The organism is Streptomyces sp. NBC_01298, from assembly GCF_035978755.1.
Lineage (GTDB): Bacteria > Actinomycetota > Actinomycetes > Streptomycetales > Streptomycetaceae > Streptomyces.
The window spans coordinates 5,556,800-5,578,616 of sequence record NZ_CP108414.1; the positions used below are offsets into that span (position 1 = coordinate 5,556,800).

A 21,817-nucleotide genomic window follows, 5' to 3' on the forward strand; every position below is an offset into this window, starting at 1 on the left:
CTTCGTGCCTCAGGACGACCCCTACCCTCCGCTGCGGCTCAGCTCAGCCGCTCGATGATCATGGCCATGCCCTGACCGCCGCCGACGCACATGGTTTCGAGGCCGAACTGCTTGTCGTGGAACTGCAGGCTGTTGATCAGCGTGCCGGTGATGCGCGCGCCGGTCATCCCGAAGGGGTGACCGATGGCGATGGCCCCGCCGTTGACGTTCAGCTTCTCCAGCGGGATCTCCAGGTCCCGGTAGGAGGGGATCACCTGGGCCGCGAAGGCCTCGTTGATCTCGAAAAGGTCGATGTCGCCGACGGTCAGGCCCGCCCGCTTCAGGGCCTGCTTGGACGCCTCGACCGGGCCCAGGCCCATGATCTCGGGGGAGAGGCCGGTGACGCCGGTGGAGACGATCCGGGCCAGCGGGGTCAGGCCCAGCTCGCGCGCCTTGGTGTCGCTCATGACGACCAGCGCCGCGGCGCCGTCGTTCAGCGGACAGCAGTTGCCGGCCGTGATCAGGCCGTCGGGGCGGAAGACGGGCTTGAGGCCCTGGACGGCCTCCAGGGTGACCCCGGCGCGCGGGCCGTCGTCCTGCGAGACGACCGTGCCGTCCGGGGTGGTGACCGGGGTGATCTCGCGGGCCCAGAAGCCGTTCTTGATGGCTTCCTCGGCCAGGTTCTGCGAACGCACGCCGAACTCGTCCATGTCGGCGCGGGTCACGCCCTTGAGCCGGGCCAGGTTCTCCGCGGTCTGCCCCATGCCGATGTACGCGTCGGGGGTGCGGCCGTCCTCGCGCGGGTCGTGCCAGGAGGACCCGGTGGACTCGGCGACCTCCTTGGTGCGGGCCTCGGAGTCGGCGAAGAGCGGGTTGTGGGTGCCCGGGATGCCGTCGGAGGAGCCGTTCACGGACCGGGAGACCATCTCGACGCCCGCGGAGATGAAGACGTCGCCCTCGCCCGCCTTGATGGCGTGCAGCGCCATCCGGGAGGTCTGCAGCGAGGAGGCGCAGTAGCGGGTGATCGTGGTCGCGGGCAGGTGGTCCATGCCCATCTGCACCGCGACGATCCGGCCGAGGTTGTGGCCCTGCTCGCCGCCCGGGAGGCCGCAGCCCAGCATCAGGTCGTCGATCTCGCGCGGGTCCAGCCCGGGGACCTTGGCGAGGGCGGCCTGGATGACCGTGGCGGTCAGGTCGTCCGGGCGGACGTCCTTGAGGGATCCCTTGAAAGCGCGCCCGATCGGCGAACGGGCGGTGGAAACGATGACGGCTTCGGGCATCGGGGCTCCAAGGGAAGTGGTGTCGTACCGGGACCGCATGCGAAGTTACCGCCCCGTACCGTCGAGGTCACTGCCCTTGCGATGTGACTCCGGTCGCTCTGGGCGCGTCCGTGGCACCGTCCGGCGCGGTACCTCCAGTCTGCTCCGCCCGCGCGCTCCGCCCCGGCTGCTCCGTGAGGTCCTCGCCGGGCACCCGGCGCCTGCGCCGGTACTTGAGCAGGGCCCAGGCGCCCCGGGCCCCGGTCACCTCCGTGCCGGCCTGTCCCGCCGCCGCCGAGGCGGCCTTGGCCAGCGGGAGCATGTCCTCGTTGCGCGACACGTCCAGCCGGTCCGACTCGGGCCAGACGCCCAGGGCCGCGCACAGGGTGGGCAGTATGGCCATCGCCGCGGTCGCGTAGCCCTCCGCCGACGGGTGGTAGGAGTCCGGGCCGAACATCTCGCGGGGGTTCGCCGCGAACTCCGTCCCCATCAGGTCACCGATCGAGACGGTACGGGCGCCCAGCGCGAGCACCCCGATCGTCTGGGCGGCCGCCAGCTGGCGCGAGACCCGGCGGGCCAGCCACCGCAGCGGTTGGTACACGGGCTCGATGGTGCCGAGGTCCGGACAGGTGCCGACCACCACCTCGGAGCCCGCGAGCCGCAGCCGGCGTACGGCCGCGGTCAGCAGCCGCACCGACTGGGTGGGCGGCATCCGGCGGGTCACGTCATTGGCGCCGATCATGATCACGCACACGTCGGGGGGCGGTTCGTCACCGTCCAGCAGCAGCCCCGTCTGGCGGTCCAGGTCGTCCGACATCGCACCCGAAAGGGCTACGTTGCGCAGCTCGACCGGCCGCTCGGCCACCGCCGCCAGCCCCGAGGCCAGCAGGGCGCCCGGCGTCTGCCGGGCCCGCAGCACGCCCAGCCCGGCCGCCGTGGAATCGCCCAGCACGCCGAACCGCAGCGGGCCCGGACTCAGCTCGGGACCGCCGAACTCGCTCCCGTACAGCCCGTCCGCGCGCGGCGGATCCGGGAGCCCGGTGCCGACCGTCCGCTTCGCGAACTGCATCTCCGCGACCACCAGCCCGACCGCGGCGGCCCCGACGAGCCCGAGCCCGCCACCGCCGTACGCCGCCCCCGCCGCGATGCGGCGGGCCGTCCTCGCCCTGGACACCCTTCAAGCCACCTTCTCGGTCCCTTGGCCGGATCCCTGCGCCGTGCCTGCTCGACCCCGCCGTCCTGTTGACCTTCCTGCCCCGTAGGGACGGTCGCCCAATCCCTTTCCGCATAGTCTGGCGGTGCCTCCCGGAGAACCCGTGGAGTCCCCTCCTTGGAGAACATGGTGCAATTCCACGACTCGATGATCAGCCTCGTCGGCAACACCCCGCTGGTGAAGCTCAACCGTGTGACCGAAGGCCTCCAGGCCACCGTCCTGGCCAAGGTCGAGTACTTCAATCCCGGCGGATCCGCGAAGGACCGGATCGCCGTGCGGATGATCGAGGCCGCCGAACAGAGCGGAGCACTCAAGCCCGGCGGCACCATCGTGGAGCCCACGAGCGGCAACACGGGTGTAGGACTCGCCATCGTGGCCCAGCAGAAGGGTTACAAGTGCATCTTCGTCTGCCCCGACAAGGTCTCGGCTGACAAGATCAACGTCATGCGCGCGTACGGCGCCGAGGTCGTGGTCTGCCCGACCGCCGTCGACCCCGAGCACCCGGACTCGTACTACAACGTGTCCGACCGCCTCGTGCGCGAGACCCCGGGAGCCTGGAAGCCCGACCAGTACAGCAACCCGAACAACCCGCGCTCGCACTACGAGACCACCGGCCCCGAGCTCTGGGAGCAGACGGACGGGAAGATCACCCACTTCGTCGCGGGCGTCGGCACGGGCGGCACGATCTCGGGCACCGGCCGGTACCTCAAGGAAGCCTCCGGCGGCAGCGTGAAGGTCATCGGCGCCGACCCCGAGGGCTCGGTCTACTCCGGAGGCTCCGGCCGTCCGTACCTCGTCGAGGGCGTCGGCGAGGACTTCTGGCCGACCGCCTACGACGCGGAGGTGGCCGACGAGATCATCGCGGTGTCCGACAAGGACTCCTTCCAGATGACCCGTCGCCTCGCGAAGGAGGAGGGCCTGCTCGTCGGCGGCTCCTGCGGCATGGCGGTCGTCGCCGCGCTGCGGGCGGCCGAGGGCCTCGGCCCGGACGACGTGGTCGTCGTCCTGCTCCCGGACAGCGGGCGCGGCTACATCAGCAAGATCTTCAACGACGAGTGGATGGCCGGACACGGCTTCCTGGAGGACGCGGGCCCCTCCGCCCGCATCCGGGACGTGCTCGCGGACAAGGCGGGCGGCATCCCCTCGCTGGTCCACATGCACCCCGAGGAGACCGTCGGCGAGGCCATCGAGGTGCTGCGCGAGTACGGCGTCTCGCAGATGCCGATCGTCAAGCCGGGCGCCGGCCACCCCGACGTGATGGCCGCCGAGGTCATCGGCTCCGTCGTCGAGAAGGAGCTGCTGGCGGCGCTGTTCGCGGGCGGCGCCTCGCTGGGCGACCCGCTGGAGAAGCACATGAGCGCGCCGCTGCCGCAGGTCGGCTCGGGCGAGCCGGTCGCCGAACTGATGGCGGTGCTCGGCGAGGCCGACGCGGCGATCGTGCTGGTCGAGGGCAAGCCGACCGGTGTGGTGAGCCGTCAGGACCTGCTGGCGTTCCTGGCCAAGGGCGCGAAGTAGCCCGTACGGGTTGGCGTACGGGTCCGCGTACGGGTCCGTGTACGAGTGCGTGTACGGGTCCGCGCGCGGGCGACGCGCAAACGGTACGGGCCCGACACGTGGCGGCAGCACCGGCTTAACACGGCTCCGGCACAGTGGTGGTTGTCGGCAGGGAAGCCCGGGAAACCGGGACCCGGCCGGCACCACGAACGGCGTCGGCGCACTTCCGGAGCGGCTCCCGGACCGCGTTGGACGCCACGGACGCGCGGACGGCCCTGACCCGGCCCGTGTCCTGCGCGGGGACCGCCGTCGTCCCGCCCCCGGGAAACCGGGGTGCGGCGGTCCCCGCGCATAAACATGTGCGCGGGCCGTCCGCCAGGCCCCGGCCGCCCTGCCGCCCGGCCGTCAGTTCAGCTGATCGGTACCGCGCTCGTCCCGAAGGCGGAGGCGGGAGAACTTCGCCGCGTGGGCGTAGTTGACGCCCAGGATGCCGAGCCAGACCACGACCAGGCCGCTGAGATCCGCCTGGGCGGCGCCGATCGCGGAGAGCGGGATCGCCAGCACCAGGGTGATGATCGCGAAGCCGAACCGCTCGCCGAAGCTGCCGTCCGGGGAGTCCGCCGCACCGGGCCGGGTGCCGCGGGCCGCGGAGAGCCGCTCCTCCGCGAGCCGCCGCCGGATCTGTGTGTCCACCTTCTCCACGAACGAGTCGACCAGCTCGGCCTCGTACTCCGCCCCGAGCTCCCTACGGGCGTCGAGCGTGGCGGAGAATTCCTTCTTCAGCTCTTGGGACTCCATCCCGCCACCCTAGGATCCGGCGTCCTCGCCGGCACTGGGGTTAGCCCCCGTATCGCGTCGGACGAGCTCCCGGACGGGTCGGACGAGGAGGAGGGCCAGGGCGCAGCCGAGGCTGATCGCGGCGCCGGCCAGCAGGAGCGGGCGGATGCCGAAGAGGTCGCTCGCCGGGCCCGCCAGGACCTGGCCGAGGGGAATGGCGAGGATCGAACCGCCCACCTCGTACGCGGTCACGCGGTTGAGCCGGTCCTCGGGTATCTGGGTCTGCATCGTGGTGGACCACTGGACGCCCCAGAACGCCCAGCCCACGCCGCTGATCGCGTAGCCGAGCATGAGCAGCGGCAGGGCCGGGACCAGGGCCGCGGCCAGCGGCATCATCGGGAACAGGAACATCGCGACGCCGCCGCCGAGCAGCGGGCGGGCCGGGCGGAGCCGGATCGCGACGAGGCCGCCGAGGACGCAGCCGGCCCCGAAGGCGCCCTCCGCGTACCCGAAGGCGGCCTTGCCGTGCTCGGCGATGATCGAGGCCGCGCCGAGCGGGGTGAGCGGGCCCCAGACGAAGACGCCGAGCACCCACCAGATCAGGATCACGGCCCACAGCCAGGACCTGGAGCGGAACTCCTCCCAGCCCTCCCGCAGGTTCGTGAGCATGGACTGCGAGTGGTCGGGTGCGAGGCGGGGGAGCCGCAACGCGAGCAGGCAGGCCCCGCTGATGGCGAAGGTGGCGGCGTCGATCACGAACACCCAGGCCGTGGAGGTGGCGGCGACGAGGACACCGGCGAGCGCCGGCCCGGCCATCGTGGCCATCCCCTGGCTCACCCGCAGCACACCGTTGGCCTGGGTGGGGTCGGTGGAGACCTGGGGGACGAGGCTGGCGGTGCCCGGCTGGAACATCGCTGTCGCGATGCCGCCGAGGACCGATCCGCCGATGACGAACCAGAGGGTGGGGTGGCCCGTCCAGAGGTAGACGGCGAAGGAGCCCTGGGCCACGCAGCGGACCGCGTCGGCGCCGATCATCTGCGGGAGGGGGTGGAAGCGGTCCGCGATCACCCCGCCGAAGACGATGAAGAGGGCGAAGGACCCCATCCAGGCGCCCAGCGCGTACCCGATGCCGCTCACCCCGTAGCCGAGCGAGAGCATGGCGACGGCCAGGGCGACCGGCATCATCATGTCGCCCAGCATCGACACGATGCGGGCGGTGAAGAACAGACCGAAGTTCCTGGTCCAGAGGCGGGTTCCGGGCAGGGGTGGGGCGGATACGGACGAAGACAGCATGGGGGCCAATTCGCTTGAATTCGGTGGGGGTTGACCGGTGGATGGGGGTGGCCGGCCCTTGAGGATCAAGTGCCGGCGTCGGGCCGGTCAAGGGAATTGATCCGGGTCCGGGGGCGGCTCGCGGGGAGGCTGGCCGGGTGGCTCGTGAAGGCCCGTCGGCGGGCCGTCGGAGGCCCGTCGGAGGGTCGCCGGGAGGTCTCGGATTACGGGATCGGGTTGCCGTCCTGCATAGCCGCATGCAGAGTGCTCGGAGACTGAATATCCCGTCGGTGGCCGCCCGGCCGCCCGAGGGACGGGACGGAGGGGAACGGGATGAGCGAGAGCCCTGCGGCCCGGCTGCAGAAGCTGTTCGAAGGGCACCGGCTGACGCCCACGCAGCGGCGCATCGCCCACTGCATGGTGCGCGGGGCGGCCGAGGTGCCGTTCCTGTCGAGCGTGGAGCTCGCCGAGCTGGCCGGGGTGAGTCAGCCGTCGGTGACCCGGTTCGCGGTGGCGCTGGGCTTCGACGGCTATCCCGCGCTGCGTCGGCACCTGCGGGAAGTGGCCCCCGCCGAGCGGGCCGGGGGCGGGGAGCAGGACACGTACAACGAGTACCAGCAGGCCGTCCAGGGCGAGATCGAGAACCTGCGGCAGCTCTCCGCGATGCTCGCCGACCCGGAGCCGGTGCGCGAGGCGGGCCGGTTGCTGGCCGGGTCGAGCCCGCTGCCCGTCCTGGGGCTGCGCGCGGCGTCCTCGCAGGCGCGCGGGTTCGCGTACTTCGCGGCGAAGGTCCATCCGGACGTACGGCTGTTCGACGAGGGCGGCTCCATGCTCGCCGACCGGATCGACGCGGCCGCGGGCGCCGGGGCCTCGGCCCTGCTGTGCTTCGCGCTGCCCCGCCATCCGAAGGAGGTCGCGGAGGCCCTGGAGCACGCGCGGGGGGCCGGGCTGACCGTGGTCACGGTCGCCGACTCGGCCTTCGCGCCGGTGGCCCGCCACTGCGACCTGCTGATCCCGGCGCCCGTCGGCACGGGCCTGGCCTTCGACACGGCGTGCGCGCCGATGCTGCTGGGGCGGGTGCTGCTGGAGGCGATGGCGGACGCGCTGCCGGACGCGCAGGCCCGGCTGGAGGCCTTCGACGCGCGGGCCGCGGCGCGGGGGCTGTTCGTGGAGTAGGGCTCGTCGGCCGGCCGGCCGGGTGGATGGTCGGCCCGCTGTCCCCGCTGGGTGTGGCTAGCGGTAGTTCAGTTCCGCCAGTTCGGTCGCCAGGCGCTTGTTGAGTGCCGGGATGCGGGCCAGGAGCGGGAGCAGGGTGTTGCGTACGGCGCGCACGGCGGGGTTGCGGGTGGCGGCGATCCGGGTCATCCGGTCGGTCAGCGCGATCACGCGCAGGGCTACGGGCCGCCGGGTGGCCTCGTAGGCGTCGAGGGCCTCGTCGGTGCCGGTGGCCAGAGCGGTGGTCAGGGCGGTGGCGAGGGCGCGGCCGAGGGCGTGGCCGTCCTGGATGCCGGTGTTCATGCCCTGGCCGCCGGCCGGGCTGTGCACGTGCGCGGCGTCGCCCGCGAGCAGCAGGCGGCCCGCGCGGTACCGGTCCGCGACCCGGTGGTGGACCCGGAACCGCGAGGACCAGACGACGTCGGTGACGGCGGCCTGGCCGGGGGCACGGGTGTCCAGCAGCGCCTGGACGAAGGGCAGGTCCGGCTCGGCGGGGGCGTCGGCGACGGTGGTGACCACGCGGTAGCGGCCTCCGGGGAGCGGGGCGACCACGGTGGGGCCGGCCGGACCGAAGGTGAGGGAGACCTCCTGGGGGCCCGGAGCCCAGTCCATCGTCACGTCGGCGAGGACGAAGGACTCCTCGTAGGCGCTGCCGGTGAAGCCGATCCCGGCGGCCTCGCGCACCGTGCTGCGCATCCCGTCGGCGCCGACGGCGTAGGCGGCCCGCAGGGTCTCGCCGGTGGCGGTGGTGAGGACGACCCCGGTGGCGTCCTGGGAGACGGAGGTGACCTCGTACGGGCGGTGGACGTCGCCGCCGAGGGCGCGGAGCCGGGCGAGGAGCACGGCCTCCGTCTGGTCCTGGGGAACCATCAGGGCGTACGGGTGGGCCGTGGGCAGGCCGTCGAAGGTGACGGCGGCGAGCGGGCGGGCGCCGTCGCGGATCCGGAACCGGGTGACGGGGGTGCCGCGCCGGACCAGCTCGGCGGAGGCGGCCGGGTCGAGGTCGTCGAGGACCTCCAGGGTGCGGGCGTGGACCACGGCGGCTCGGGAGGTGTTGGCGCCCTCGGCCTGCCGGTCCAGGAGCACGAAGTCGATGCCCGCCTCGGCGAGGGTCAGGGCGAGGGTGAGGCCGGTGGGGCCGGCTCCGACGACGGCGACGCGGGTGGTGGCGGGGAGCGGCATCTGGGGTCTCCTCCTGGATGCGATGCCAACGGTTGTTGGCCAACGGTTGTTGACTTAAGGGTGCGGGTGGGTGGGGTGGCTTGTCAACGGTTGTTGGCCTACGGTTGTTGGCATGGTGAGTGATGGAGTGGCGGTGGGTGAGACCCGGGGCGAGATCCGGAGCGAGACCCGGGGCGGGCAGACCAAGGCGGCGATTCTGCGGGCGGCGCGGGAACGATTCGCCGCGCAGGGGTACGAGCGGACGACGATCCGCGGTGTCGCGGCGGACGCGGGGATCGACCCGTCGATGGTGATGCGGTACTTCGGGAACAAGGAGGGCCTCTTCGACGCGGCCCTCGCGGTGGACCTGCGGCTGCCGGACCTGGCGGCGGTACCGGCGGGGGAGTTGGCGCAGGCGCTCGTACGGCACTTCGTGGAGCGGTGGGAGGGGGATCCGGCGGATGACGCGCTGCTCGTGCTGTTGCGCTCCGCGGTGACGCACGAGGCGGCGGCGGCCCGGATGCGGGAGGTCTTCGCGGCCCAGGTCGCGCCGGCGCTGGGCCCTGGCCGGGGGGAGCGGGTGGCGGGGCTGGTGGCCACGCAGCTGCTGGGGCTGGCGCTGACGCGGTATCTGCTCCGGCTGCCTCCGATGGTGGGGCTTTCGCCGGAGGAAGTGATCGCGGCGGTTTCGCCGGGGGTGGCTGCGGTGCTCTAGCCCTGGCGGGTCCCGGGTCCCGGGTGCGGCGCCATTGCCGGGGACGCTGTCCCCGGGCCCCTGCGCCTCAAGCGCCGGCGGGGCTGGGGTTGTGCCGGGGCTTGGTGGCTGCGGTGGGGGGTCGGTGCCGGGGGCGGGGTGGGGTGTTGGCCTGGACTGCATGATTTAGGCGCCCTGCCCGCTACTTCGACAGGGTGCGCGTGTTCTCGCGCCACAAATCACGCTCTACGTCCCGGCCAACACCCCACCCCGCCCCCGTCCCCGCCCCCGGTACGCAGCCCCCGACCGCGTCGTTCTTTCAGCCGTCCGGCGTTTGAGGACCGGGGTCTGGGGCGGAGCCCCAGGGGTCCGGGCGCAGCCCGGTACCCCGTCCCAGCCCGTCCGGCGTTTGAGGGCCGGGGTCCGGGCAGCGCCCGGGGAACGGTGGAAGGGCGGGTAGGGGACTTCGCCCCGCGCAGCGGCAAAGGGTCGCAGCGGGGACTTCGCCCCGCGCAGCGGCAAAGGGTCGCAGCGGGGACTTCGCCCCGCGCAGCGGTGAGGGGCGCGGCGAAGGACTTCGGACCGTGCAGGGGCAAGGGGCGCAGTCGGGGCGTGGTCCCGGGCCGGGGGGTCAGAGGAGGGCGTTCGGGGTGGCTGCGCCCGCTTCTGCGGTGATGGCGGACAGGGGTTGTGGGGCGCGGGCCAGGGTGAAGCGGACCCCCGTGGGGGTCAGCGCGAAGCCGTGGATCGGGGGGCGGGGGAGGCTGTTGTAGCCGTAGTGCGCGGTGAAGGCGTACGCCCCCGTGTCGGGCACGCAGACCAGGTCCCCCGGGGCCAGCGGCGGCAGCTCCCGCGCGGCGGCAAGGAGGTCACCCGCGAAGCAGGCCGGTCCGGCGATGTCCTGGGCGACGGGCGGCCCCGTCAGCGGAGCCCCCTTCGCGGAGTAGGGGAGGATGCGCAGCGGCCAGGCCGCCGGGGCGTACACCGTGCGGGTCGCCAGCTGGACCCCCGCGTGCGTGAGCGCGATCGGCCGCCCGCCGGTGGTCTTCGTGTACTCGACTCGGGTCAGCACCAGCCCGTGTTTGGCCGTGAGGGACCGGCCGAATTCCGTGACCAGCCCGTACGCCCCGGAGAAGAGTCCGGGGACGGCCGAGCGCAGCACGCTCACGTACTCCGAGTGGGTGGGGGTGACGGTGTCCGAGGTGAAGTTCACCGGCAGCCCGCCGCCGATGTCCAGGGTGTCGACCTGCCGCCGGCCGGCCGCCGCGTTGATCTCCTCGGCCAGGGCGTACAGCTCCCGCACCCCTTCGGCGATCAGCGGGAGCGGAACCCCCTGGGAGCCCGAGTGGGTGTGCAGCCGGGTGAGCCACGGCCGGTCCAGGTACGCCCGTACGAGCCACTCGCGCGCGCCCGGATCGCGCAGCGCGATGCCGAACTTCGAGGTGGCCGTGGCGGTGGAGAGGGCGTCGATGCTGCCCGCGCCGGTCTGCGGGTTGATCCGTACGCCGATCGGGGACGTGGTGGCCGCCCGGGCGACGAGGGTGTCGAGGCGTTCCAGCTCCTGGCGGTTGTCGGCGTTCACCGCGATGCCCAGGGCGAGGGCCTCCCGCAGCTCGGCGGCCGTTTTCGCGGGGGAGTCGAGGACGATGCGCTCCGGCGCGACCCCGGCCGCGCGGGCCAGGGCCAGCTCGCCGGGGCTGGCCACCTCGCAGCCCAGTCCGGCGTCGGCGAGCAGCCGCAGGACGGGGACGAGCGGGGCGGCCTTGACGGCGAAGGCGTGCAGGACGGGGGTGCCGGGGGCGAGGGCCCGGGCGAAGGCGCTGGTCAGGGCGGCGGCGGAGGCGCGGATGCCGGCCGTGTCGAGCAGGCAGAGGACGGGGGCGTCCTCGTCGATCAGGCCCTGTTCGACGGCGGCCCGTACGGCCAGGTCCCGTCGGCGGGCCGCCTCCCGGGTGGTGTCCTCGGTGGAGTCCGCGGTGGCGTGCGCTGGTGCGTCGGCTGCCATGTCCGCCATCCCATCATCCGGCGCGTCCCCCCGCAGCTGTTGACTGAATCTATTCAGGGAGTGAAGATGTGAATAGATTGACCAACACCGGAGGAGGCACCGCCATGTCAGGACCCCGCCCCGTACGTGCCGCGCGAGGTACCGAGCTGAGCACCCTGGGATGGCAGCAGGAGGCCGCGCTGCGGATGCTCCAGAACAACCTCGACCCCGAGGTCGCCGAGCACCCCGACAAGCTCGTCGTCTACGGCGGCACCGGCAAGGCCGCCCGCGACTGGCGCTCGTACGACGCGATGGTCCGCACCCTCCAGACCCTCAAGCAGGACGAGACGATGCTCGTCCAGTCCGGCCGCCCGGTCGGCGTCATGCAGACGCACGAGTGGGCGCCGCGCGTGCTCCTCGCGAACTCCAACCTGGTCGGCGACTGGGCCAACTGGGAGGAGTTCCGCCGCCTGGAGAACCTGGGCCTGACCATGTACGGGCAGATGACGGCCGGTTCGTGGATCTACATCGGCACCCAGGGGATCCTCCAGGGGACCTACGAGACCTTCGCGGCCGTCGCCGCCAAGCTGCATTCAATTGGCAAGGGAGGGGTCAACGGCACCCTCGCCGGCACCATCACCCTCACCGCCGGTCTCGGCGGCATGGGCGGCGCCCAGCCGCTGGCCGTGACGATGAACGACGGCGTCGCCATCTGCATCGACGTGGACCCGCGCGCCATCGACCGCCGCATCGAGCACCGCTACCTGGACGTCAAGGCGAACGACCTGCGGCACGCGCTGCAGCTCGCCGTCGAGGCCCGCGACGCCCGCAAGCCGCTCTCCATCGGCCTGCTCGGCAACGCCGCCGACCTGCTCCCGCAGATGCTGGCCGAGGGCGCGCCGATCGACATCGTGACCGACCAGACCTCGGCCCACGACCCGCTCGCCTACCTCCCCGTCGGCGTCGACTTCGACGACATGGCCGACTACGCGGCCAAGGACCCGGCCGGCTTCACCACCCGCGCCCGCGAGTCCATGGCCACGCACGTCGAGGCCATGGTCGGCTTCATGGACGCGGGCGCCGAGGTCTTCGACTACGGCAACTCCATCCGCGGCGAGGCCCAGCTGGCCGGCTACGACCGCGCCTTCGCCTTCCCCGGCTTCGTCCCCGCCTACATCCGCCCGCTGTTCTGCGAGGGCAAGGGCCCCTTCCGCTGGGCGGCGCTGTCCGGCGAGGCCTCGGACATCCACAAGACCGACAAGGCGATGCTGGAGCTCTTCCCGGAGAACGAGTCCCTGCACCGCTGGATCAAGATGGCCGGCGAGCGCGTCCACTTCCAGGGACTGCCCGCCCGCATCTGCTGGCTCGGCTACGGCGAGCGCGACAAGGCCGGCGAGCGCTTCAACGAGATGGTCGCCGACGGCACCCTCGCCGCGCCGCTGGTGATCGGCCGCGACCACCTCGACTGCGGTTCGGTGGCCTCCCCGTACCGCGAGACCGAGGCCATGCTCGACGGCTCCGACGCGATCGCCGACTGGCCGCTGCTCAACGCCATGGTCAACGTGGCCTCCGGCGCGTCCTGGGTCTCCATCCACCACGGCGGCGGCGTCGGCATGGGCCGTTCCATCCACGCGGGCCAGGTCACGGTCGCCGACGGCACGAAGCTCGCGGGCGAGAAGATCCGCCGCGTCCTGACCAACGACCCGGGCATGGGCGTCATCCGCCACGTCGACGCCGGCTACGACATCGCCGAGACGGTCGCCGACGAGCGCGACGTCCGCATCCCGATGCGCGAGGGCGACGACGCGTGAGCGAGGCCGCATCGTTCCACCGCATGTGGGCCGAGCTCGCACCCATCGGCCGCCACGCGGACTCCGGCGGCTACCGCCGCCACGCGTGGACCGGCGCCGACGCCGACTGCCGTACGTGGTTCCAGGCGCAGGCCGAGGCGCGCGGGCTCGCGTACGAGACCGACCGCAACGGCAACCAGTGGGCCTGGCTCGGCGACCCCCTCGCCGGTGACGCGGTCGTCACCGGCTCCCACCTGGACTCCGTCCCCGACGGCGGGGCCTTCGACGGCCCCCTCGGGGTGGTGTCCTCCTTCGCGGCCCTGGACGAACTCCGCAGGAGGGGCGCGGAGTTCTCCAGGCCCCTGGCCATCACCAACTTCGGCGACGAGGAAGGGGCCCGCTTCGGGCTGGCCTGCGTCGGCTCCCGGCTGGCCGCCGGGCAGCTGACCAAGGAGAAGGCGTACGAGCTCCGCGACGCGGACGGCGTCAGCCTCCCGCAGGCCATGGAGGCGGCCGGGTACGACCCCTCCGCCATCGGCGCCGACCCCGAACGGCTCGCCCGCATCGGCGCCTTCGTCGAACTGCACGTGGAACAGGGCCGCGCCCTGGACCTGTCCGGGGACCGGGTCGGCATCGCCTCCGCGATCTGGCCGCACGGCCGCTGGCGCTTCGACTTCCGCGGCGAGGCCAACCACGCCGGCACCACCCGGCTGGCCGACCGCCGCGACCCGATGCTCACCTACGCGCAGACCGTGCTCGCGGCCCGCGCCGAGGCGGCCCTCGCCGGGGCCGTGGCCACCTTCGGGAAGATCGCCGTCGAGCCCAACGGGGTCAACGCGATCCCCTCGCTCGTGCGCGGCTGGCTCGACTCCCGCGCCGCCGACCAGGCGACCCTCGACACGGTCGTGACCGCGATCGAGAAGGCCGCCCGCGAGCGGGCGGACGCGGAGGGCATCGACCTGGACGTGGTCCGGGAGTCCTTCACCCCGGTCGTCGAGTTCGAGCACGCCCTGCGCGAGGAGATGAACCGCATCCTCGGCGGAGCCGTCCCCGTGCTCGGCACGGGCGCGGGACACGACGCCGGAATCCTCTCGGCGGCCGTCCCGACCGCCATGCTGTTCGTACGCAACCCCACCGGGGTCTCGCACTCCCCGCGGGAGTTCGCCGCCGAGGACGACTGCGTGGCAGGCGTCCTCGCCCTCGCCGACGTACTGGAAGGCCTCGCATGCAGGTGAAGGGGCACGTGCTGAAGACGTACTGGCTGGAGCACGCCTGGCTCGGCACCCATGTCGAGCCGGGCGTCGCCCTGGACGTAGCGACGGACGACGGGCGGATCTCCGCCCTGCGCATCGGGGTCGAGACCCCGCCCCCGGGCGCCGAGGTCCTGCGCGGACTGACCCTCCCGGGCCTGGCCAACGCGCACAGCCACGCCTTCCACCGGGCCCTGCGCTCGACCGTGCAGGTCGGCTCGGGCACCTTCTGGACCTGGCGCGACTTCATGTACAAGGTCGCCCAGAACCTCACCCCCGACCGCTACTTCGCGCTCGCCCGCGCCGTCTACGCCGAGATGGCGCTGGCCGGCATCACCGCGGTGGGCGAGTTCCACTACGTCCACCACGCTCCCGGCGGGGTCCCGTACGCCGACCCCAACGCCATGGGCGAGGCCCTGATCGCGGCCGCCGCCGAGGCCGGCATCCGCATCACCCTGCTGGACACGGCGTATCTGTCCTCCGGCTTCGGGCAGGCCCCCAATCCCCACCAGCTGCGCTTCTCCGACGGCACCGCGGACGCCTGGGCCGAGCGGGTCTCGGCGCTCAAGTCCCGCGAGCACGCCCTGATCGGCGCCGCGATCCACTCCGTGCGCGCGGTACCGGCCGGGGAACTGGCCACCGTCGCCGGCTGGGCGTCCGAACGCCGGGCCCCGCTCCACGTCCACCTCTCGGAGCAGACCGCCGAGAACGACGCCTGCCTGGCGGCCCACGGCCGCACCCCGACCCAGCTGCTCGCCGACCACGGGGTGCTCGGCCCGCGCACCACCGGGGTGCACAACACGCACCTCACCGACGCGGACATCGCGCTCCTGGGCTCCACCACCACCGGCACCTGCATGTGCCCCACCACCGAACGCGACCTCGCCGACGGCATCGGCCCGGCCGTACGCCTCCAGCGCGCGGGCAGTCCGCTCTCGCTGGGCAGCGACAGCCATGCGGTGATCGACCTGCTGGAAGAGGCGCGGGCGATGGAACTGAACGAGCGCCTGAGCAGCCGTACGCGCGGCCACTGGACGGCGAACGCGCTGCTGGCCGCCGCCACGCAGGACGGGCACGCCGCGCTGGGCTGGTCGCAGGCGGGCCGCCTGGAGGCCGGGGCCCTCGCGGACTTCACCACGATCGCCCTCGACTCCGTGCGCACGGCGGGGGCCCTGCCCCGGCTCGGCGCGGAGACCGCCGTCTTCGCCGCCTCCGCGGCGGACGTCCGCCACACGGTGGTGGGCGGCCGCCACATCGTCCGGGATGGCACCCACACCCTGGTCCCCGACGTCCCGACGGCCCTGGCCACCACCATCGCCGCCCTCCGCGGCTGACGAATCCGCCCGCGGCGGGCCTTCCCCCACCCCGCCCCTTCCCGAAACCGGGGGCTGCCGCCCCCAGCCCCCCGCCTCGGGGCTCCGCCCCGGATCGGGGTCCGGGGCGGAGCCCCGGTTTCGGGAAGGGGCGGGGTGGGGGAACAAACAACTCGACGACCCCGAGGGACCATGACCACCACAGCCATCACCAACATCGGCAGCCTCGTCACCAACGACCCCGCCCTCGGCGACGGCACCCCCCTCGGCCTCATCCAGAACGCGGCCGTGGTGATCGACGGCGACCGCATCGCCTGGGTCGGCCCCGCCGACAAGGCGCCCGCCGCCGACGACGCGTTCGACGCGCAGGGCCGCGCCGTGATCCCCGGCTTCGTCGACTCCCACTCCCACCTCGTCTTCGCGGGCGACCGCACCGCGGAGTTCAACGCCCGCATGTCCGGCCGCGCCTACTCCGCCGGAGGCATCCGCACCACCGTCGCCGCCACCCGCGCCGCCTCCGACGCCGCGCTCGAAGCGAACCTGGTGCGCCACCTCCACGAGGCCCGCCGCCAGGGCACCACCACCTTCGAGACCAAGTCCGGCTACGGCCTCACCGTCGAGGACGAGGCGCGAGCCCTCCGCATCGCCGCCGCGCACACCGAGGAGGTCACCTACCTCGGCGCGCACATCGTCTCCCCGGACTACGCCGAGGACCCGGCGGGCTACGTGGCCCTCGTCACCGGCGAGATGCTGACCGCCTGCGCCCCGTACGCCCGCTGGGTGGACGTGTTCTGCGAGAGGGGCGCCTTCGACGGCGACCAGGCGCGGGCGATCCTCACCGCCGGCGCCGCCGCCGGGCTGATCCCGCGCGTCCACGCCAACCAGCTGTCCCACGGCCCCGGCGTCCAGCTCGCCGTCGAGCTGGAGGCGGCCTCCGCCGACCACTGCACCCACCTCACCGACGCCGACGTGGACGCCCTCGCCCAGGCGTCCGGCACGACCGTGGCCACCCTGCTGCCCGGCGCCGAGTTCTCCACGCGCGCGCAGTGGCCCGACGCCCGCCGGCTCCTCGACGCGGGGGTCACCGTGGCGCTGTCGACCGACTGCAACCCGGGGTCCTCCTACACGAGCTCGATGCCGTTCTGCATCGCCCTCGCCGTCCGCGACATGGGAATGACCCCGGACGAGGCCCTGTGGTCCGCCACCGCCGGCGGCGCCCGCGCCCTGCGCCGCGCCGACATCGGCACCCTGACCCCCGGGGCCCGCGCGGACCTGGCCCTGCTCGAGGCCCCCAGCCACGTCCACCTCGCCTACCGGCCGGGTGTTCCGCTGGTCTCGGCCGTCTGGCAGAAGGGCCTCAAGACGGCCTGAAACAGCCGGTATCCGGACGCCGCGATCCGCCCCCGGGCGCGGATCGCGGCCTATGGACGGGCTGTTGATACGGCGTCGTCCTTTGTCTTCCCTCCGTAAGGCCCCGGGGCTACCTTGAGCCACCCATCTGATGTGCCGTCAGTAACTTGTGGCCCGAGGTTCGAGGGGAAGACGAAGGTGTCCGACCGGAAACGCTCCACCGCGCTCGCGCTGGCCTCCGCGCTGGCGGGGGCGGCGGTACTGCTGGCCGCCCCCGCGGCCCATGCGGCCGTTGTCGACGTCCAGTACGACTGCAAGACCCCCATCGGGGACAAGTCGGCGGTCTCGCCGATCGAGATCAAGGGAGTCAAGGAAGGCAGCGGGTACAAGCTGACGATGTCCTTCCAGAAGGGCGTCTCCTCCAGCCCCATCGAGCTCGGCAAGGGCGCGATGACGCCCAGCGCCGTGATCATGGTCGACGGAGCGGAGAAGGCGTCGGTCCCGGTCTCCGGGGCACCCAACTCCGAGGCCGTTCCGGCCAACACCCCCATCAAGATCAGTGATCTCTCGGGCACGTACACGCCCAAGAAGTCCGGCAAGGTCACCCTCACGCCGGGCGTGCTCACGATCAAGGCGATGGGTACGACCACCACCTGCACCCCGGGCAACAGCCCCAAGCCGTCGCTCGAACTCGACGTGGCGGGCGCCGCGGGCGGCAGCACCACCGGGGACAGCCTTCCGCAGACCGGCCCCGAGGACTCCGCCATCGCCCTCGGAACCCTGGGCGCCACCGTGATCCTCTCCGGCGCCGCCGGCGTGCTCTGGCTGACCCGGCGCGGCCAGCGGGCCCGGTCCTGAACGGAGCGCACCCGGTCATGCCCGTGCTCCACTCGCCCCGAAGGCCCGGCGGGCTCCTCCTCGCCACCGTCGCCGCCGCGGCCGCCGCCGTGCTCCCCTGCGCGGTGGCGGCCCCGGCCGCCGCCGCCGGGCCCGGCTGGACCGCCGAGCCCGTCGCCGGGAGCACACCGGCGGCGGCGAAGGCCGGGGCCCGCCCGTACGTCGCGCGCCCGTTCTTCTACCTTGCCGGTCCCTCCGGCACGGTGCTGGAGGACCGCCTCGTCCTGGCCAACACCAGCGACCAGGAGCACACCATCACCCTGCGCGGCGCCGACGTCTACAACACGGCGGACGGCGCCTTCGCCGTGCGCCCCGCCGGGCCCGCCGCCGGAGGCGGCTCGGAAGGGCACGCCGGCGGCGCGGGCCCGTGGATCAGCTTCGGCGCGGGCACCACGGTCAAGGTCCCGGCGCACACCCGCGCCGTGGTCCCCTTCACCGTCACCGTGCCGCCCGGCTCCCCGCCGGGGGACCACCCGGCCGCCGTCGTCGCCACCGAGTCCGGCCGCGAGGTGGGCGTACGGGTCCACCTGCGCGTCGGCGGCCCGGCGCTGGCGGCGCTCACGGTCGAGGACGTGTCCGTACGGGGCAAGGGCGCGACCGCACGCGTCGCCTACACCCTGGTCAACCGCGGCAACGTGGCCCTCGCCCCCGAGCTCGCCATCAGCGCCGGGGGAACCCTCGGCAAGGTCGCGGGCCGCAGCGTCCGCACCCTGCCCGTCGAGGTGCTGCCCGGCCAGCGCGTCGAGCTGACCGAACCCTGGCCCGGTGCGCCCGTGTTCGACCGGGTCGCACTGACCCTCACCGTCACGGCCCCCGGCGGCGCCCGCGCCACGGGAAGCACCTCGGCCTGGTTCGTGCCCTGGGGCATCGCGGGCACGACCGGCCTCGGGCTGCTGGGCCTCGGCGCCGTGGCCGCGGGCGCGCTGCTCCTCGTACGCAAGCGGCGGATCCGGTCCGGTGACGGGCCCGGGCCCGCGCCGCACGGGAGCGCCGTACCCGAAGAATCCCCAGCGCCGGAACACGAGTTGACGGGAGCACCCAGGTGAGCGCCAAGGCCGGTGGGAGACACGGCGGCAAGGTCAGGGCCCTGGTCGCGGCGGGACGCGCGGGGCTGGTGGCGGGGCTGGCGGCGGGTCTGGCGGTGTGCGCGCTGGCACTGTGCGCGGCGGCCCCGGCCGCCGCGGACGACGGGGCCAAGCCCGCCGTGGCCCTCTCGCTCAAGGAAGCCGCCAAGGGCACGCAGATGGCCGTCACCGGAACCGGCTGGCGGGCCAAGACCATGGTGATGCTGCTGGTCTGCGGACAGAACATGATCGGCGGCACCAACAGCTGCGCCAACGCCGACGGGGTGGCCGTCTCGGTCGCCGACGACGGGCACTTCTCCGCCCAGCTCCCGGTGGTCGCCCCGCCCAAGCCCTGCCCCTGCGTGGTCAACGTGACCTCCGTCAACGGGGACCAGTCCACCGTCGCGGCCGCGCTGAAGATCACCGACCACCCGGTCGCCGACCTGCCCGCCGAGGGCGGCACGGCCCGGCTCGCCCTGCTCACCGGGGTCCGGCTCAAGGGCGAGGACGGGGTGCTGACCTGGTTCGGGGCCCCGCCCGGCCGCACGTTCACGGTCACCGTGGGCAATCTCGGCTCCGCCGCGGTCAAGGACCCGGTCTTCCAGCTCGGCACCGCCCACGGGGTGTTCGCGCCGACCTGGGAGGAGGTCCGCTGGAAGGGCACCATCCCGCCCGGCGGCAAGGCCGAGGTCTCCCTCGACGCCACCCTGACCGCGGGCGCCCACGGGGACTACACCCTCTCCCTCAAGTACGGGGAGACGGTGCTGGCCACGCAGCCCTGGGGCGTGGCCCGCCCGTACGGGGTGCTGCTGTTCTGGGGCCTGCTCCTGCTGGTGATCCCGGCCGGCGTCTTCCGCATCGGCATGGCCGTCGTGGACAAGGTCCGCCCCCGCGCGGGTCTCTCGGCGCTCGGAGGCCGCCACCGCGGCCACGGGCCGGACCCGGCGGCGGCGGTGACCGCCCGGCTGCCGCGGATCCCGGCGGTACGGGGCCCCGCGCGGGCTCCCGTACGGGGGCCCCTGGCCCGCTCCGCCCCGTCGGCCGAACCCCCACAGACCACCACGGCGGCACTGCCGTGGTTCACCCCGGACAGCGCGCCGGGGACAAACGCACCATCCGACGCACCACAGGCAGCACAGACGTCCGCACCGTCTGAGAACAGTCCGACGACGAAAGGAAACCTGTGAACACCCAACGGAGGATGAGCGCGGCCGCGATCGCGCTGCTTCTCGGCGGCGCGGGCGTGGTGATGGTGGCCGCGGCCCCGGCCGGCGCGGCCGAGATCTCGTTCCAGACCGTGTGTGATCCACCGATCGGGAGCAACATCGAGGGGACGACCAAGGCCGAGGTCACCGTGACGCCCGCCGAGGCCAAGGTGGGCGACGAGGTGGAGGTGGTCTGGAAGACCACCAAGGCGGCTTCGGACAACCCGGGCTACACGGATCTGGCGCCGAACTCGGTGACCCCGTCCGGGGTGATCAAGCTGGGCGGGGACGCCACCGGCGACCTGGCGGTGCAGGGCAAGGCGGAGAACCCGGCGATCCCCAAGAACTCGCCGATGGTGGTCACTCCCATGAAGGCGAAGCTCAAGCTGACGAAGGCCGGCACGGTCACCCTGACCCCGGCCTCGTACAAGATCAACGTGATGAGCACGGACACCGTGTGCACGGCCAAGGCGGGGACGACCGTCCCGGTCGGGGCCACGATCAAGGTGACCGGCTCGGGCACGCCGCCCACCACGGCTCCGCCGACGAGTCAGCCGCCCACGAGTCAGCCCCCGACGAGCCAGCCGCCCACGAGCCAGCCGCCCACGAGCCAGCCCCCCACCAGCCAGCCGCCCACGAGCCCCGCGCCCACCCAGTCCGGTGGGGGCCAGACCGACTTCCCGGGCCAGACCGTGGACGTCACCTTCGACTGCGGGTCCTTCATCCAGGGCGGTCCGCTCAAGGGCAAGGTGACGATCAACGCGAAGAAGAACGGCGGCAACTACGACCTGACCGCCACCACCGCCAAGGGCGTGATGAACAGCCCCATGGACCTTCCCGCGGGAGCGCTCCAGCCGGCTCTGGACATCAAGCTCGGCGGGGCCGACAGCGGCATCGTCAAGGTCAGCGGTCCGGGCAACCCCGATCCGATCAAGGGCGGCGCGCCGGTCAGTCTCAGTGACATGAAGGGCACCTACAAGCCCGGCAAGACCGGCAAGACCACGCTGACCCCGGACAAGCTGACGATCAACGTGGTCATGGCCCCGGGCGCCGCCCCGATCGTGGTGCCCTGCGTGGCGAAGTCCAGTGCGGTGTCGCTCACGCTCGACACCGCCGCCCAGCCGGGCGGCTCGGGCACCTCCGGCTCCTCCGGCGCCGCGGGCTCCTCGGGCAGCACCTCGGGCGGCCTCGCCCAGACCGGAGCCTCGGACGACGGCGGCATCAAGGCCCTGGCCCTGGTCGCCGGCACGGTGATGCTCCTCGGCGCGGCCGTCTTCACCTTCACCCCGTGGCGCCGCCTGCGCGGCACGAGGTAACCGGACCGTCGCCCGGCAGCCGCGCGCATCCGCCTCCCGGCGTGGTGCGCGCGGCAGGGCTGATGTGTCAGGTTTCAAGATCGAGTAGTTGGTAATGGTCGGTGGCGGCGGCGATGTTCGTCCAGCCGGTCCACCACCTCGGTCAGCGAGGCGAGTTCCGACAGGTCACCGGACGGGCAGGGCAGGTCGATGCCCCCGTACGGGCGATGCAGGACATCGATCAGGGAGGATGACACGCGAACGCGACCCCGGTTCGTGATCAGCTCATCTCGCAAGCCGAGAACACATCAGCCCTGGTTCAGAGTGCCGTGCGGCCTGTGAGAAACGCGAAGAGGCCGCCGCACCGTGTAGTGCGGCGGCCTCTTCGTTCGAACCAGGCGGTTCAGAAGTGTGTCAGTGACCCTTTTCGTCCTGTCGCGCATAATAGGGCGAAAATGATACCGGGAAGGTCTTTGCTCGGCATCGGCGTCGACCCGAGTTCATCCAGGGGAGCGTTACCCCGTTAGCCCGCAAGTCTGCGCCAGTGTCCCTTTTGGTCTCCGGCTCCAGGATGTATCCGGAAGGCCCTGCGGCGTGACCTGGAG

At 73.1% G+C, this 21,817-nt stretch carries 17 protein-coding genes; 11 read left to right on the forward strand and 6 right to left on the reverse strand.

What is annotated here, in order from left to right; all coding sequences use genetic code 11:
- Nucleotides 1-38: 38 nt before the first annotated feature.
- A complete protein-coding gene (locus tag OG730_RS25350; protein ID WP_327306400.1) occupies nt 39-1,259 on the reverse strand; it encodes an acetyl-CoA C-acetyltransferase in 1,221 nt (406 codons plus the stop codon).
- Between the two features lie 67 nt (nt 1,260-1,326).
- A complete protein-coding gene (locus OG730_RS25355) occupies nt 1,327-2,412 on the reverse strand; it encodes an SGNH/GDSL hydrolase family protein (RefSeq protein WP_327306401.1) in 1,086 nt (361 codons plus the stop codon).
- 168 nt (nt 2,413-2,580) lie between these two features.
- Here OG730_RS25355 and OG730_RS25360 point away from each other — a divergent pair, with 168 nt between their 5' ends.
- The gene (locus OG730_RS25360; RefSeq protein WP_327309413.1) at nt 2,581-3,966 is read left to right on the forward strand and encodes a cystathionine beta-synthase; all 1,386 of its coding nucleotides are present in this window, start codon (nt 2,581-2,583) and stop codon (nt 3,964-3,966) included.
- A 384-nt stretch (nt 3,967-4,350) separates the two neighbouring features.
- Here OG730_RS25360 and OG730_RS25365 read toward each other — a convergent pair whose 3' ends face one another.
- Together OG730_RS25365 and OG730_RS25370 are read right to left on the reverse strand one after the other, a co-directional pair.
- Nucleotides 4,351-4,743, reverse strand: coding sequence for a hypothetical protein (locus OG730_RS25365; protein WP_327306402.1), 393 nt, complete (start codon nt 4,741-4,743; stop codon nt 4,351-4,353).
- A gap of 9 nt (nt 4,744-4,752) precedes the next feature.
- The gene (locus tag OG730_RS25370; RefSeq protein WP_327306403.1) at nt 4,753-6,015 is read right to left on the reverse strand and encodes an MFS transporter; all 1,263 of its coding nucleotides are present in this window, start codon (nt 6,013-6,015) and stop codon (nt 4,753-4,755) included.
- Nucleotides 6,016-6,327: 312 nt separating this feature from the next.
- Here OG730_RS25370 and OG730_RS25375 point away from each other — a divergent pair, with 312 nt between their 5' ends.
- Complete coding sequence (locus OG730_RS25375) at nt 6,328-7,170, forward strand: MurR/RpiR family transcriptional regulator (RefSeq protein ID WP_327306404.1); 843 nt, start codon at nt 6,328-6,330, stop codon at nt 7,168-7,170.
- A 57-nt stretch (nt 7,171-7,227) separates the two neighbouring features.
- Here OG730_RS25375 and OG730_RS25380 read toward each other — a convergent pair whose 3' ends face one another.
- Nucleotides 7,228-8,391, reverse strand: coding sequence for an FAD-dependent oxidoreductase (locus OG730_RS25380; RefSeq protein WP_327306405.1), 1,164 nt, complete (start codon nt 8,389-8,391; stop codon nt 7,228-7,230).
- A gap of 112 nt (nt 8,392-8,503) precedes the next feature.
- Here OG730_RS25380 and OG730_RS25385 point away from each other — a divergent pair, with 112 nt between their 5' ends.
- Complete coding sequence (locus OG730_RS25385; protein ID WP_327306406.1) at nt 8,504-9,085, forward strand: TetR/AcrR family transcriptional regulator; 582 nt, start codon at nt 8,504-8,506, stop codon at nt 9,083-9,085.
- Nucleotides 9,086-9,695: 610 nt separating this feature from the next.
- Here OG730_RS25385 and OG730_RS25390 read toward each other — a convergent pair.
- Nucleotides 9,696-11,069, reverse strand: coding sequence for a type III PLP-dependent enzyme domain-containing protein (locus OG730_RS25390; RefSeq protein ID WP_327306407.1), 1,374 nt, complete (start codon nt 11,067-11,069; stop codon nt 9,696-9,698).
- A gap of 104 nt (nt 11,070-11,173) precedes the next feature.
- Between OG730_RS25390 and hutU the strand changes: the two genes are divergently transcribed.
- The 8 genes from hutU (at nt 11,174) to OG730_RS25430 (ending at nt 21,233) form a co-directional block, all read left to right on the forward strand.
- Complete coding sequence (gene hutU / locus OG730_RS25395) at nt 11,174-12,859, forward strand: urocanate hydratase (RefSeq protein WP_327306408.1); 1,686 nt, start codon at nt 11,174-11,176, stop codon at nt 12,857-12,859.
- Between the two features lie 23 nt (nt 12,860-12,882).
- Complete coding sequence (locus OG730_RS25400; RefSeq protein WP_327309414.1) at nt 12,883-14,073, forward strand: allantoate amidohydrolase; 1,191 nt, start codon at nt 12,883-12,885, stop codon at nt 14,071-14,073.
- Entirely contained in the window at nt 14,064-15,422 is a 1,359-nt protein-coding gene (locus tag OG730_RS25405; RefSeq protein ID WP_327306409.1) for a formimidoylglutamate deiminase, read from the forward strand. Before OG730_RS25400 ends, OG730_RS25405 begins: the two co-directional genes overlap by 10 nt.
- Nucleotides 15,423-15,593: 171 nt before the next feature.
- Nucleotides 15,594-16,772 carry an imidazolonepropionase gene (hutI, locus tag OG730_RS25410; protein ID WP_327306410.1) on the forward strand — a complete coding sequence of 393 codons (1,179 nt, stop codon included), beginning with the start codon at nt 15,594-15,596 and terminating at the stop codon, nt 16,770-16,772.
- Between the two features lie 177 nt (nt 16,773-16,949).
- Complete coding sequence (locus OG730_RS25415; protein ID WP_327306411.1) at nt 16,950-17,609, forward strand: LPXTG cell wall anchor domain-containing protein; 660 nt, start codon at nt 16,950-16,952, stop codon at nt 17,607-17,609.
- A 17-nt stretch (nt 17,610-17,626) separates the two neighbouring features.
- Nucleotides 17,627-18,694: a COG1470 family protein gene (locus tag OG730_RS25420; RefSeq protein ID WP_327306412.1), complete on the forward strand. Its 1,068-nt coding sequence runs from the start codon at nt 17,627-17,629 to the stop codon at nt 18,692-18,694.
- A gap of 89 nt (nt 18,695-18,783) precedes the next feature.
- Nucleotides 18,784-19,899 carry a hypothetical protein gene (locus OG730_RS25425; protein WP_442815213.1) on the forward strand — a complete coding sequence of 372 codons (1,116 nt, stop codon included), beginning with the start codon at nt 18,784-18,786 and terminating at the stop codon, nt 19,897-19,899.
- Nucleotides 19,896-21,233 carry a hypothetical protein gene (locus tag OG730_RS25430; protein ID WP_327306414.1) on the forward strand — a complete coding sequence of 446 codons (1,338 nt, stop codon included), beginning with the start codon at nt 19,896-19,898 and terminating at the stop codon, nt 21,231-21,233. Before OG730_RS25425 ends, OG730_RS25430 begins: the two co-directional genes overlap by 4 nt.
- Nucleotides 21,234-21,817: the final 584 nt, after the last annotated feature.